This is a genomic window from Sphingomonas cannabina, from assembly GCF_021391395.1.
GTDB classification, from domain to species: domain Bacteria; phylum Pseudomonadota; class Alphaproteobacteria; order Sphingomonadales; family Sphingomonadaceae; genus Sphingomonas; species Sphingomonas cannabina.
In genome coordinates this window covers 330,195-343,436 of the sequence record NZ_CP090059.1, presented here as the reverse complement: position 1 = coordinate 343,436, position 13,242 = coordinate 330,195, and the positions used below count along the sequence as shown (strand labels likewise).

13 protein-coding genes are annotated in these 13,242 nt (G+C 68.8%); 7 read left to right on the top strand and 6 right to left on the bottom strand.

Annotated features, from left to right (window positions below; all coding sequences use genetic code 11):
* Positions 1 to 32: 32 nt before the first annotated feature.
* Complete coding sequence (locus LZK98_RS01740; protein WP_233784631.1) at positions 33 to 635, bottom strand: ankyrin repeat domain-containing protein; 603 nt, start codon at positions 633 to 635, stop codon at positions 33 to 35.
* Positions 636 to 695: 60 nt separating this feature from the next.
* Between LZK98_RS01740 and LZK98_RS01735 the strand changes: the two genes are divergently transcribed.
* The 3 genes from LZK98_RS01735 to LZK98_RS01725 are packed head-to-tail and all read left to right on the top strand — an operon-like array spanning position 696 to position 2,373.
* Positions 696 to 1,271: an SCO family protein gene (locus LZK98_RS01735; protein WP_233784630.1), complete on the top strand. Its 576-nt coding sequence runs from the start codon at positions 696 to 698 to the stop codon at positions 1,269 to 1,271.
* Positions 1,259 to 1,705 (top strand): YcgN family cysteine cluster protein, encoded by a 447-nt coding sequence (locus LZK98_RS01730; protein ID WP_233786674.1) that lies wholly within the window; start codon positions 1,259 to 1,261, stop codon positions 1,703 to 1,705. The genes LZK98_RS01735 and LZK98_RS01730 overlap by 13 nt, the downstream gene beginning before the upstream one ends.
* Entirely contained in the window at positions 1,702 to 2,373 is a 672-nt protein-coding gene (locus LZK98_RS01725) for a M48 family metallopeptidase (protein WP_233784629.1), read from the top strand. The genes LZK98_RS01730 and LZK98_RS01725 overlap by 4 nt, the downstream gene beginning before the upstream one ends.
* Here the strand turns inward: LZK98_RS01725 and LZK98_RS01720 are convergent.
* The 3 genes from LZK98_RS01720 to LZK98_RS01710 all read right to left on the bottom strand — a co-directional run bounded on the left by LZK98_RS01720 (position 2,349) and on the right by LZK98_RS01710 (position 5,675).
* Positions 2,349 to 4,505: a transglycosylase domain-containing protein gene (locus LZK98_RS01720; RefSeq protein WP_233784628.1), complete on the bottom strand. Its 2,157-nt coding sequence runs from the start codon at positions 4,503 to 4,505 to the stop codon at positions 2,349 to 2,351. The two genes, LZK98_RS01725 and LZK98_RS01720, sit on opposite strands and share 25 nt — an antisense overlap.
* A 47-nt stretch (positions 4,506 to 4,552) precedes the next feature.
* Positions 4,553 to 4,963 carry a peptide-methionine (R)-S-oxide reductase MsrB gene (gene msrB / locus LZK98_RS01715; protein ID WP_233784627.1) on the bottom strand — a complete coding sequence of 137 codons (411 nt, stop codon included), beginning with the start codon at positions 4,961 to 4,963 and terminating at the stop codon, positions 4,553 to 4,555.
* A 100-nt stretch (positions 4,964 to 5,063) separates the two neighbouring features.
* Positions 5,064 to 5,675: a class I SAM-dependent methyltransferase gene (locus LZK98_RS01710; RefSeq protein ID WP_233784626.1), complete on the bottom strand. Its 612-nt coding sequence runs from the start codon at positions 5,673 to 5,675 to the stop codon at positions 5,064 to 5,066.
* A gap of 130 nt (positions 5,676 to 5,805) precedes the next feature.
* Between LZK98_RS01710 and LZK98_RS01705 the strand changes: the two genes are divergently transcribed.
* Positions 5,806 to 7,101, top strand: coding sequence for an MFS transporter (locus tag LZK98_RS01705; protein ID WP_233784625.1), 1,296 nt, complete (start codon positions 5,806 to 5,808; stop codon positions 7,099 to 7,101).
* Between the two features lie 111 nt (positions 7,102 to 7,212).
* Here the strand turns inward: LZK98_RS01705 and LZK98_RS01700 are convergent, their stop codons facing one another.
* A complete protein-coding gene (locus LZK98_RS01700) occupies positions 7,213 to 9,513 on the bottom strand; it encodes a CDC48 family AAA ATPase (protein ID WP_233784624.1) in 2,301 nt (766 codons plus the stop codon).
* Between the two features lie 273 nt (positions 9,514 to 9,786).
* On the opposite strand from LZK98_RS01700, the gene LZK98_RS01695 reads away from it, so the two are divergent.
* On the top strand, positions 9,787 to 10,671 hold the full coding sequence (locus tag LZK98_RS01695) for a LysR substrate-binding domain-containing protein (RefSeq protein ID WP_233784623.1): 885 nt from the start codon (positions 9,787 to 9,789) through the stop codon (positions 10,669 to 10,671).
* A gap of 96 nt (positions 10,672 to 10,767) precedes the next feature.
* Here the strand turns inward: LZK98_RS01695 and LZK98_RS01690 are convergent, their stop codons facing one another.
* Positions 10,768 to 11,223: a peptidylprolyl isomerase gene (locus tag LZK98_RS01690; RefSeq protein WP_233784622.1), complete on the bottom strand. Its 456-nt coding sequence runs from the start codon at positions 11,221 to 11,223 to the stop codon at positions 10,768 to 10,770.
* A 175-nt stretch (positions 11,224 to 11,398) separates the two neighbouring features.
* Between LZK98_RS01690 and mgtE the strand changes: the two genes are divergently transcribed.
* Together mgtE and LZK98_RS01680 are read left to right on the top strand one after the other, a co-directional pair.
* Positions 11,399 to 12,802 (top strand): magnesium transporter, encoded by a 1,404-nt coding sequence (mgtE, locus tag LZK98_RS01685; RefSeq protein WP_233784621.1) that lies wholly within the window; start codon positions 11,399 to 11,401, stop codon positions 12,800 to 12,802.
* A gap of 36 nt (positions 12,803 to 12,838) precedes the next feature.
* The gene (locus tag LZK98_RS01680; RefSeq protein ID WP_233784620.1) at positions 12,839 to 13,240 is read left to right on the top strand and encodes a DUF1489 family protein; all 402 of its coding nucleotides are present in this window, start codon (positions 12,839 to 12,841) and stop codon (positions 13,238 to 13,240) included.
* The last annotated feature ends 2 nt before the right edge of the window (positions 13,241 to 13,242 follow it).

The window sequence follows — 13,242 nt, the reverse complement described above, 5'->3', positions numbered from 1 at the left end:
CGTCCCCCCGGCGTCGTGCCGGGGTCGGAGGATCAGAGTCCCGGTCCCGCAACCCTGCGACTGCTGCCGGCCTTGGGCGCATCGGCGAGCAGCTTGGTCAGCGCCGGCGAGCGGGTGTCGCGCGTCGCATAATCGCGCGCGGACAGACCGGCGACCACGTCGCGCTGGTCGGGATTGCCACCGGCGTCGAGCAGCCGCCGCGCCATCTCGAGATTGCGCAGCTGCACCGCGCGGATCAGCGGGGTCTCGCCCGAGGCATTGGCGAGGTTCACGTTCGCCTTCTGCTGGGTCAGCACGTCGACGCAGTCGAAGCAGCTTGCGCTCACCGCCAGCATCAGCGGCGTGTTGCCGCGCCCGTCCTGGATGTTGATGTTGGCGCCGCGGGCGATGAGGAAGCGGAGATAGGTGACGTCGCCGCGCTTGGTCACGATGTGCAGCGCCGCGTCGCCCGAATCGTCCCGGGTGTTGATGATCCGCGACCCCGGCTTGTCCAGGATCTGCGTGACCTTGTTGCCGTCCGCCTCGCGCACCGCCTTCAGGAACTCGTAGCTGTCGGACATGCGCTGGGCGGGAAGGGCGGCGGGGGCGGCGAGCAGCGCGGCGGCGAGGACGAAGCGGAAAGCGGGCGACACCATCGACGAAGGATCCTGTTGAGCTTGCATGGAACCGATTAGCAGACCAAGGCTCGCGATGCCATGAACAGACGCTTACCGGCTCTCGCCCTGCTGCTCGCGCTCGCCGGCTGCGGCGGCGGCGCGGATTCGCCGCTGGCCGGTGCCCGGATCGGCGGCCCGTTCACCCTCACCGACGAAAACGGCGTGCGGGTCACCGACCACGCTTTCGCCGGCCGCTATCGAATCATGTACTTCGGCTACACCTTCTGCCCCGATATCTGCCCGACCGACGCACAAGCGATCGGCCGCGGCCTCAAAATGTTCGAACAGGCCTCGCCGGCGCTGGGGGCGAAGGTGGTGCCGATCTTCGTCACCGTCGATCCCAAGCGCGATACCCCGGCTGTACTCAAGGAGTTTACCGATCAATTCCATCCGCGCATGATCGGCCTGACCGGCAGCAAGGCCGACATCGACGCGATCACCAAGGCTTATGCGATCAGCTATTCGCTCGAACCGCCGGCGCCGGGCGGCGGCTATCTGGTGCAGCATGTCCGGGTCACCTATTTGATGGGGCCCGACGGCAGCCCAATCGCCTTACTGCCGTCGGATCAGGGGCCGCAGGCGGTAGCGGACGAGCTCAAACGCTGGGTGAAGTGACCGACGAGAAATTCTGGGAGACGCTGCCGCTCGACCGGCTCGACCGCGCGCAATGGGAGGCGCTGTGCGACGGCTGCGGCAAATGCTGCCTCCACAAGCTGGAGGACGAGGAGAGCGGTGCGCTCTACCCGACCAATGTCGCCTGCCGGCTGCTCGACCGGCGTACCGGGCTGTGCAGCGACTATCGCAACCGCCGTGCGCATGTGCCCGACTGCGTGCGGCTGACGACGCGCAACGTCGCCGACATCGACTGGCTGCCCGGCACCTGCGCCTATCGCCTGCGCGCGGCAGGCGAGCCGCTGCCGGAATGGCATTATCTGGTGTGCGGCGATCGCGAGGCGGTGCACCGCGCCGGCGAATCGACGCGCGGTTGGACGGTGTCGGAAGTCGATGCCGGCGAGCTCGAGCACCACATGATCGACCGCGAGCTGTGACGGCGATCGAGGTCCGCCGCCATCCGCGCGCGCGGCGGCTCAAGCTTTCGGTCGATCCGGCGAGCGGCCGGGTGCGGCTGACCTTGCCCAAGCGCGCGGCGTTGAAGCCGGCGCTGGCCTGGGCCGAGGAGCAGGCCGGCTGGATCGCCTCGCAGCGCGCGAAATTGCCCGAGGCGCGGCCGTTCCTGCCGGGAATGGTGATCCCCATCGGCGGCATCGAGGTGGCGCTGGAGCATCGCCTCGGCGCCGCCCGCACGCCGGTCCGCGAGGGTGACCGGCTGGTGTGCGGTGGCCCAGTGGAGGGTTTCGCCGGCCGGATCGCCCGCTGGCTCAAGCGCGAGGCGCTGCGGGTGCTGAGCGAGGAGACCACGCATTACGCCGACAAGGCCGGCGTCACGGTCGAGGCGGTCACGATCGGCGATCCGCGCGGGCGCTGGGGAAGCTGCTCGTCGAGCGGGGCGATCCGCTACAGCTGGCGGCTGATCCTCGCTCCTGCCCATGTCCGCCGCGCGACGGTGGCGCATGAGGTCGCGCACCGCGTCCATATGAACCACGGCCCCGCCTTCCATCGGCTGGTCGCCGAGCTTTTCGAGGGCGATCCCGCCGCGGCGCGCGCCTGGCTGCGCGCCCACGGCGCCGCGCTTCACTGGTTCGGCCGCTCGTCCTGAGCGCGCGACGGCGGACGGTCGCGGTCCAGCGGCCGGGGTGTTCCCTGCTGCGACGGCGATTGGCGCGGTGCCTCGCGTGAGCGGTCGCGGCCGATCGCGCGGTCGATGAAGTCCTGATCGAGCCGCTGCGGTGGCGGCTGCAATTGCTCGCCGCCGCCTTCGGGCAGCGGAGGTTGGTTCTCGGTCCCGGTGCCGGGCTCAGGGATGGCGAAATCGTCGGGCGCGGGTTCGAGCGGGTTGCCGTCGGGATCGACCATCATCCCGTTGTCGGGCTGGCCGAGATAGGCCTCGTCGTCGGGTTCGAGCTGCCATTCGGGCAGCTTCACCTCGGTGTCGAAATTCTCGATCGGGCGATTGGCGACGGCCTTGCGCATGAAGCTGGCGAAGGCGCGCGCCGGCGCGGTGCCGCCCTGCAGGCCCGGGATCGGGCGCGCGTCGTCGCGCCCCATCCACACGCCGGTGGTGATGCCGCTGGAGAAGCCGAGGAACCAGCCGTCCTTGTTCGAGCTGGTGGTGCCGGTCTTGCCCGCCACCGGCCGCCCGATCTGCGCCGCGCGCGCAGTACCGGTGTTGACCGCGGTCTGGAGCAGGTCGGTCATCTCGGCGGCGACATAGGGAGCGACCAGCACGCGGCTGGTGTCGACCTGATGCTGGTAGATCACCTGGCCGTTCGCGGTGACGCGGGTGATCGCATAGGGCGTGACCATCACCCCCTTCTGCCCGACGCTGGCGAAGGCGCGGGTCATGTCGATCAGGCGCACGTCGCTGGTGCCGAGGACCATTGAGGGATGGGTGTTGACCGGCGTGGTGATGCCGAAGCGGCGCGCCATGTCGGCGACGGTGGTGAAGCCGACCTCCTGCCCCAGCTTCGCGGCGACGGTGTTGATCGAATAGGCGAAGGCGGTACGGATATCGATCTGGCCGGAGAAGCGCCGCGACGAGTTGCGCGGGCTCCAGCCGTTGATGTTGACCGGCTCGTCGACGATCGCATCGTCGGGCTTGTGGCCGGCCTCCAGCGCGGCGAGATAGACGAACAGCTTGAACGCCGATCCCGGCTGGCGCGTCGCCTGGGTCGCGCGGTTGTAGATCGAGCTGATGTAATCCTTGCCGCCGACCATCGCGCGTACCTCGCCGCCGCGGTCCAGCGCGACCAGCGCGCCCTGGGCGCCGCCGGGGGTGTTGGCATCGATCGCCTGGTCTGCGGCGCGCTGCATGTTGAGGTCGAGCGTGGTCCACACCTCCAGCGGCTCGACCGTCTCGTCGATCAGCGTCTCCAACTGGGGCAGCGCCCAGTCGGTGAAGTAGCGGACGGAGTTCTGCTGCGGCTCGGGCGCGAGCTTAACTGCCTTGGGATCGGCGCTCGCCGCCTCGGCCGGCGTGATCGCGCCCGTCTCGACCATCGTCTGCAGCACCACGCCGGCGCGGCCGACCGCGGCCTCGGCATCGGCGGTGGGCGAATAGCGCGACGGCGCCTTGACCAGCCCGGCGATCACCGCGGCCTCGCTCAGCGACAGGTTGGTGGCAGGATGGCCGAAGAATCGCCGGCTCGCCGCGTCGATGCCATAGGCGCCGCCGCCGAAATAGACCTTGTTGAGGTAGAGCTCGAGAAGCTGGTCCTTGCTGAACTTGCGCTCGAGCGCCAGCGCCAGGATGCCCTCGCGGATCTTGCGGCGCCAGTCGTATTTGTTCGACAGGAAGATGGTGCGCGCGACCTGCTGGGTGATGGTCGAGGCGCCCTGGAGGCGGCGGCCGTTGTTGCGGTTCTCGATGCCGAACTTGATCGCGCGCGCCATGCCGACCGGATCGACGCCGATGTGCGAGCGGAAGCGGCGATCCTCGACCGAGACCATCGCGTCGCGCATAACCTTCGGGATCTGGCTGTAGGGAATCCACTCGCCGTAGCTTGGTCCCAGCGACACGATCACCGTGCCGTCGGCGGCATGGACGCGGATCATCTGGCCGTTGGGCGAGGACTTGAGTTCGTCGAAGCTGGGGAGCGAGGCACGCGCCGTATAGACGGCGATCGCCAGCGCGGCGAGGCCGAGGATCGCGAGCGTCAGGCCGATGCCGACCGTCCAGGCGAGGACGCGGCGCCAGCGCGGCTTGGGGGATCGGGTGCTGCGGCTCGCCATCGCGTCGGCGGGAGGATTACGCGGTTACCGATTCACGGACAAGGGGATCAGGCCGCCTTCCCGTTCGCCCTGGCGCGGAAATCGAGGCTGACCGAATTGATGCAGTAGCGCAGCCCCGCCGGCGGCGGCCCGTCGGGGAAGACATGGCCCTGATGCCCGTCGCAGCGCGCACAGCGTACCTCGGTGCGCACCATGCCATGGCTCGCGTCGCCATGCTCGGTGATATGGTCCTCGGCGATCGGGCGCGTGAAGCTCGGCCAGCCCGAACCCGAATCATATTTGTCCTCGCTGTCGAACAGCTCGAGCCCGCAGCCCGCGCAGCGATAGACGCCGTCGGCCTTGTTGTTGGTGTATTTGCCCGCGAACGGCGCTTCGGTGCCGGCTTCGCGCAGGACGTGGAATTGTTCGGGCGTCAGGCGCTTGCGCCATTCGGCCTCGGACAGGTTGAGCTGGTCCATGGGTCTTCGCGTGATCGATTCATGCCCGTGCGTCAACGCAGGAAATGCTTGATCCATATCAGGAGGACGGTCGCCTTCCGCCCGGATTACGTCGAAAGGATCAATCCTTCCACGCCCACCAGATCTGCGCCGGCGGCACGTTCCACCATTCGATCTCATAATCGATGCGCTCGAAATGCGGTGTCAGGAAATTGCGGACGTTCGGGTTGAACTGATAGACGAGGAAGGCACCGCCGGGCCGGAGCACGCGGCGCGTCGCCGCGGCGATGCGGTCGCCGACGCCGGGCGGCAGCGTCGAGAAGGGCAGGCCCGAGAGCACGTAATCGGCATGCTCATGGCCATGTTCGGCAGCGATCTTCTCGACGTCCTCGGCCGATCCCTGCACCACCGTGAAGCGCGGATCGTGGAAGGAATCGCGCAGATACTCGACGAAATCGGGATTGGTGTCGATCGCGATATATTGCGCGTCGGGGCCGAGCCGGTCGAGCACCGCCTGGCAGAAGGTGCCGACGCCTGGGCCATATTCGACGAACAGCTTGACGCTGGCCCAGTCGACGCGATCGAGCACGCGCCGGATCGTGCGGTTCGACGACGGGATGATCGATCCGACCATCACCGGCCGCCTCAGGAACTCGCGGAAGAACATCGCTTGCGGCGAGAGGCGGCGCTTGCTCTTGCGTGCCGAGCGGCCGAGGGAAAGCGAGCTGGTCATCATGATCCTTGCGAAGCCGGCGACAAGCGAGCGTCCGTCGCAAAACTGCAACGAAAGTGCAAGCGCACCGGTTGCATGTAGGAAGCGGGAACGGTTGCACAATGCGACCGGCCGCTTAAGCGATGAGCGGATGAACGGTCCGCGCTTCGACCGCACCTTCGCGATGCTGTTCGTGGTGATGCTGACGATCGCCGCGGGCAACACGGCGCTGCAGTCGGTGCTGCCGGCACTGGGGCGGTCGCTGGGCGTGCGCGACAGCTGGGTGGCGGTCGCCTTCTCGGTCTCGGCGCTGCTCTGGGTGGTCGCCGCGCCCTTCTGGGCCAACCGGTCGGACCGGCACGGACGGCGGGCGATGGTGCTGCTCGGGCTCACCGGCTTCTGCCTGTCGCTGTTCCTGTGCGGATCGTTCCTCGCCGCGGGGATCAACGGCTGGATTCCGGGGACGCTCGCCTTCGCGCTCTTCGTGATCGGGCGGATGTTCTACGGCGGGCTCGGCTCGGCGGCACCGCCGGCGGTGCAGGCGATCGTCGCCGGTCGCACCACGCGCGAGGAGCGCACGCGGGCACTGGCGCTGCTGGGATCGGCGTTCGGGCTCGGCACGATCCTGGGCCCGGCGATCGCGCCCTATCTGGTGGTGGGGCATCTCGGGTCGGTCGAGATCGGCCTGGCCGGCCCGGCGTTCGTCGGCTGCATGATCGGTCTCGTCGTCCTGACCGCGGCGGCGCGGCAGCTGTCCGGCCAGCCGGACCTCGCCGGGCATGGCGTCGCCTCCGCCTATCCTTCGATCGGCGGCGCGCCGACCGGGGCGAGCGTCACCGCCGCCGTCGCCGGGCATGACGAGCGCGTCGGCTTCCTCGACCCGCGCGTCCGCGGCTGGATGACGGTCGGGCTGGTGATGGGCCATGCCCAGGCTATGACCGGGCAGGTGATCGGTTTCCTGGTGATCGACCGGCTCCACCTGGCCCCGGCCGAGGCATTGCCGCCGACCGGCCTGGTGCTGATGATCGGTGCGGTCTCCGCGCTGCTGGTGCAATGGGGTTTCATCCCGCTGCTCAACCTGAGGCCGGCGACGCTGGTGCGGATCGGGCTGGTGATCGCCGCGGTCGGCTGCGCGGCGACGGGGACCGCCGGCACCCTCTATGGCATCGCGATGGGCAATGCGCTGGCGGCGATGGGCTTCGGCTTCATCCGCCCCGGCTTCACCGCCGGATCGAGCCTGGCGGTCGGCGCCGAGGCGCAGGGATCGGTCGCCGGCAAGGTGACGTCGATCAACGGCGCCTCCTTCGTGCTGGGGCCGTCGATCGGCGTCGGTCTCTACGAGCTGTGGCGGCCGCTGCCCTATCTGACCGCGGCCGCCGCGCTCGTACTGCTGCTCGGCTATGCGTGGTTGGTGTTGAAGGACCGCACCTCACCCCGTTCGTGCTGAGACAAGTCCCCTACCCCCGTTCGTCCCGAGCGAAGTCGAGGGACGCTCACGCAGGCCATGTCCCTCGACTTCGCTCGGGACGAACGGGGATAGGGGCGGGGAAAGCCCTGTCTAATCTGCGCTCTTCGGTCCCCGGCCCTGGAGCGTCCCCGGCGCGATGAAGCCGATCGGCTGGATCGCCACCGCATCCTGCTTGAGCTGCGACGACATCCGCCGATACTCCTCCTCCATCTCCGGCGTGACCGAGGCGCGCGATTCCTCGAGTGCCTCCTCGAAATCGGCCATCGACACCGTTTTCGCGCCCAGCGACTTGCGCAGCGCGATCATGCCGGCGCGGCGGACGATGTCCTCCAGGTCGGCGCCGGTGAAGCGCTCGGCCCGCGCGGCGATCGAATCGAGGTCGACGTCCTCGGCCAGCGGCATCTTCTGCGTCTGGATGTCGAGGATACGCCGCCGCCCCTCCTGGTTCGGCACGCCGACGTAGATCAGTTCGTCGAAGCGGCCGGGACGCAGCAGCGCCGGGTCGACCAGGTTCGGCCGGTTGGTCGCGCCGATCACCACCACCGACTGCAGCTCCTCGAGCCCGTCCATCTCGGCGAGGATGGTGTTGACCACCCGCTCGGTGACCTGCGGCTCGCCGAGGCCGCCGCCGCGAGCGGGGACCAGCGAATCGAGCTCGTCGATGAAGATCACGCACGGCGCCACCTGGCGCGCGCGGGCGAACAGGCGGGCGATCTGCTGCTCGCTCTCGCCGTACCATTTGCTGAGCAGGTCGGACGACTTGGTGGCGATGAAGTTCGCCTCCGCCTCGCGCGCCACCGCCTTGGCAAGCAGCGTCTTGCCGGTGCCGGGCGGGCCATAGAGCAGGAAGCCCTTGGCCGGACGGATGCCGATGCGGCGGAACGCGTCGGGGTCCTTGAGCGGCAGCTCGACGCCCTCCTTCAGGCGTTCCTGCGCCTGGTCGAGCCCGCCGACGTCCTCCCAGCGCACCTGCGGCGCCTGCACCATCACCTCGCGCATCGCCGAGGGCTGGACGCGCTTCAGCGCCTCCAGGAAATCCTCGCGGGTGACGGCGAGCGTGTCGAGCACCTCGGGCGGGATCGTCCCCTCCTCGAGATTGAGCTTCGGCATGATCCGCCGCACCGATTCGATCGCCGCCTCACGGGCGAGTGCGGCCAAGTCGGCGCCGACGAAGCCATAGGTGGTGCGCGCGAGCTCGCCCAGGTCGACCCGGTCGCCGAGCGGCATGCCGCGCGTATGGATGCCCAGGATCTCGCGCCGCCCGCGCTCGTCCGGGACGCCCACGATGATCTCGCGGTCGAAGCGGCCGGGCCGGCGCAGCGCCTCGTCGAGCGCCTCGGGCCGGTTGGTCGCGGCGATGATGACGATGTTGGCGCGCGCCTCCAGCCCGTCCATCAAGGTGAGCAGCTGGGCGACGAGGCGCTTCTCGGCCTCGCCCTGCACCTGCCCGCGCTTGGGGGCGATCGAATCGATCTCGTCGATGAACACGATCGATGGCGCGTTGGCGGCCGCCTCCTCGAACACCTCGCGCAGCCGCTTCTCCGACTCGCCATAGGCCGAGCCCATGATCTCGGGCCCGTTGATCAGGAAGAAGCTGGCATCGCTTTCATTGGCGACCGCACGCGCGAGCCGGGTCTTGCCGGTGCCGGGCGGGCCGTGGAGCAGCACGCCCTTGGGCGGATCGACGCCCAGGCGCTGGAACAGCTCGGGATAGCGCAGCGGCAGCTCGACCATCTCGCGCAGCTGATCGATCGTGGCGGCCATGCCGCCGACGTCGTCGTAGGTCACATCGGCGCGGCGGCTTTCCTTGGGCTCCTCGTAATCGGACCGCAGTTCGATCTCGGTGGATTCGTCGATATGGACGATGCCCTTGGGCGCGGTCGACACCACGATCATGCGGATTTCCTGCAGGGCATAAGCAGGCGCGCGGAGATACTGGGCGATGTGCGGCGGCACGTCGCTGCCGGGGACGCGCTGCTGGCCGACGGTGGCGACGGTGTCACCGGCGGTGAGCGGTCGCCCGGCGAAGCTGCGCTGGAGCGCGAGCCCCGAGCCCTGGAGGCGGACGTTCTTGGAGGCCGGCGCGAACACCACCCGCGTCGCCGGCTTCGATTCGGCGCGGCGCACCTCGACGAAATCGCCCGATCCGGCGCCGGCGTTGGCGCGCTGGAGGCCGTCGATGCGCAGGATCTCCAGCCCCTCGTCCTCGGCATAGGGCAGCACCGCGCGGGCGGGCGTCACGCGCTTGCCGACAATCTCGATCACGTCGCCCTCAGTGATGCCGAGCGCCGCCATCATGGCGCGGGGGATATGGGCAAGCCCGCGGCCGCTGTCCTCGGGCCGGGCGTTGGCTACCTGCAGCTTGCGCCCGCGCGTTTCGTCGTCGGCCATCCGACTCTCCCTGAGCAAACTCCTGAAGCGCGCCACATAGGGCGGCAGTTCCGGGAGCGGGAGGGGTATTGCGGGCAAAAAAAAGGGCCGGTCCCGAAGGACCGGCCTTGGAAAGGTTTAGGAGAGGATGCCTGAAAGGCCTGCTCTATGTGCGGCGCAGCACGTTTTTGTGCAAGTGCGAAATAATTCTATTAAATTGCATAAAATGCAACTATGGGACCGTTATCAGTGCGTTTTTGACATGCGTGCGAGGCGATGCAAGGAAGCTGAGCGATGCGCAGGCTCCCTCCCCTGACCGCGATCGAGGCGTTCGTCCAGGTCGCCCGGCTCGGCTCGATCAAGGCCGCCGCCGAGGAGCTGGCGCTGTCCTCGCCCGCGCTCAGCCGCCGCGTGCAGGCGCTGGAACGCTTCATCGGCAAGCCCTTGTTCGAGCGGCGCCACCAGGCGCTCCGGCTCAATGCGGACGGCGAGCGGCTGCTGAGCGGGATAGCGCCCGCGCTCGACACCATTTCCGACACGATCGAGGCGATGACCAGCGGGGTCGAGCTGCTGCGCCTGCGCCTCGGCGTGCTGCCGCTGTTCGCGACGCAGCGGCTGCTGCCGCGGCTCGGCGAGCTGAAGCGGCTCCATCCCGAGCTCCATCTCGACGTCGATACCGGCGGCCATGGCGTGACCCGACTCGGCGACGGGCTCGACGCCGCGATCGTGCTGGCCGAAGAGATCGACCCGGCGCTCTACGCCAAACGGCTCGACCGCAACCGCGTGCACGTGATCGCCGCGCGCGCGCTCGCCGAAGGGCCGGGCGCGATCACCGAGCCGCACCAGCTCGCCAGCCAGACCGTGCTGATCCACCGCGACATGCCGGAGACCTTCACCGCCTGGCGCGAGGCGGTGGGACTGCCGGACCTCGAGCCGTTGGCGATCGACTTCTTCGATTCGGGATCGCTGATGCTCGAGGCGGCGGCGCAGGGACTCGGCATCGCCTTCATGCTCGAGACCCATTACGAGTCGGCGAACGACCCGCGGCTCGTCCAGCTCTTCGACGTCACCGTCGAGAGCCGCTACAGCTACTGGTTCGTGTGCCGCCCGCGCGCGCTGCAGACGCGCCCGGTGCGGCTGTTCCACGACTGGGTGGCCGCGACGATCGCGACGACCTGATAGTCCCGGCCGTCATCCCGGCGAAAGCCGGGATCTCCTGCCGTATTGCGCCTTCGCTTGAAATCCCGGCTTTCGCCGGGATGACGAGGTTGGCGATTACGCCGCCCGCGCTCGCACGATCTTGCCGGGGTTGCGCGGCGGCTCGCCCTTGGGGAGGGCGTCGACATGCTCCATGCCTTCGGTCACCTCGCCCCACACGGTGTACTGACCGTCGAGGAAGGTCGCGTCGTCGAGGCAGATGAAGAACTGGCTGTTGGCGCTGTGCGGATAGGAGGTGCGCGCCATCGAGCAGACGCCGCGGACATGCGGCTCGCGGCTGAACTCGGCCTGGAGGTCGGGCAGGTCGGAGCCGCCGGTGCCGCGGCCGGTCGGGTCGCCGCCCTGCGCCATGAACCCGTCGATCACGCGGTGGAACACCACGCCGTCGTAGAAGCCCTGGTTGGCCAGCGTCGTGATCCGCTCGACATGGCCGGGCGCGAGGTCCGGACGCAGGCGGATGACGACGTCGCCGGTCTCCAGCGTCAAGGTCAGCGTTTCGGGAAGGTCGGTCACGCGGGGCTCACTCCAAAAGCAACGGGGGTTGCGCCGCCCTAGAGTGCGTGCGGAGGCTTGGCAAATTCGTATCCGATTCGGCTGTGCCGAAGCGGGAGCCAAGCGGCCGATTGGCAGTTGGCAGCACCGGCGTTAGGAGCTTGACGGCAACCGGTAACCAGCAAGGGGCGGCACGATGAGCGAGACCGAGCTTCCCCAACCCGACGCGCCCGAGAGCAGCGAGCTCGACGAGGACGACCGGCTCAAGCCCGAATTCGTCCGCGCCGTGCTCGACGCGGTCGACGCCGGCGACGACGGCCGCGCCCGCGAGCTGGTCGAGCCGCTGCATCCCGCCGATATCGCCGACCTGTTCGAGCTGACGCCCGCCGAGCAGCGTGCCGCGCTGGCGCGCGCCATCTCCGACCTGCTCGACGGCGACGTGTTCGCCGAGATGAATGATTGGGTCCGCGAGGAGCTGATCGACAGCCTCGAGCCGCACCAGGTGGCGGACATCGCCGCCGAACTCGACACCGACGATGCCGTCGCGATCATCGAGGACCTGGAGGAGGAGGACCAGCGCGCGGTGCTGCGCGCGCTCGACCCCGACGACCGCGCCGCGATCGAGGAGGCGCTCTCCTATCCCGAGGAATCCGCCGGCCGCCTGATGCAGCGCGAGCTGGTCGCGGTGCCCGAGCATTGGACCGTCGGCGACGTGCTCGATTATCTGCGCGGCAACGAGGACCTCACCACCGATTTCTGGGAGATCTTCGTGGTCGATCCGGCGCACAAGCCGGTCGGGACCTGCCAGCTCTCGTGGATCCTGCGCGCGCCGCGGTCGGTGGCGATCGGCGACGTGATGAAGCGCGAGCAGACGCTGATCCCGGTCGACATGGACCAGGAGGAGGTGGCACTCCGCTTCCAGAAATATGCGCTGATCTCGGCCGCGGTGGTCGACGGCAACGGCCGGTTGGTCGGTGTGATCACGGTGGACGACGTGGTCCACATCATCTCGGAAGAGGCGGGCGAGGACATCCTCCGCCTGTCCGGCGCCGGCGAGGGCGACATCAACGAGCCGGTGATCGACAGCTACAAGGCGCGCGTGCGCTGGCTGATCGCCAATCTCGGCACTGCGCTGGTCGCCGCGACGATCATCACCCTGTTCGAAGGCACGATCAGCCGGATGGTGGCGCTCGCCGCGCTGATGCCGATCGTCGCCGGCGTCGGCGGCAATGCCGGCACCCAGACGATGGCGGTGACGGTGCGCGCGCTCGCCACCAACCAGCTGACGCAATCGAACACCTGGCGCGCGATCCGCCGCGAGATCTCGATCGCGCTGCTCAACGGCCTCAGCGTCGCGGCGGTGATCGGGATCGCGGTCGGGCTGTTCTACCATCATCCGGCGCTGGGCGCGGTGATCGCCTCGGCGATGCTTGGCAACATCGTCATCGCCGGCCTCGCCGGGGTGGTAGTGCCGCTGACGCTCGATCGCCTGCGCGCCGACCCGGCGGTGGCCTCGTCGATCTTCGTGACGATGACGACCGATTCGATGGGTTTCCTCGTCTTCCTCGGCCTCGCCACCGTGAGCGGCCTGGCCGGCTGACTTGAGTCGGGCCACGCGAGCGCCCAGATCAGGCCGATGCCGCTTCACCTGACCAAGGTCGCCTATGGTTGCGACAGCGTCGCCTATCTGCGCGAGCGCATCGCCATCCGCGCCGCCGAGGGCGCGTTCGTGATGACGACGCGCTACCTGCCCAAGCGTCACGCGGAGATCGCTGGCGGCTCGCTGTTCTGGATCGTCAAGCACCAGCTGGTCGGCCGCACGCCGATCCTCGGCTTCGGCGAGGCGGAGGGCGGCCGCATCGCGATCCATCTCGAACCGCAGTTCATCCCCGTCCAGCCACTCCCGAAACGTGCGCACCAAGGCTGGCGCTATCTCGAAGCCAAGGACGCTCCGTCCGATCTTGCCGGCTCATTGGAAGGCATCGCTGAGATGCCCGCAGAGCTGGCGGGCAAACTCAGTGCATTGGCGCTGATTTGATC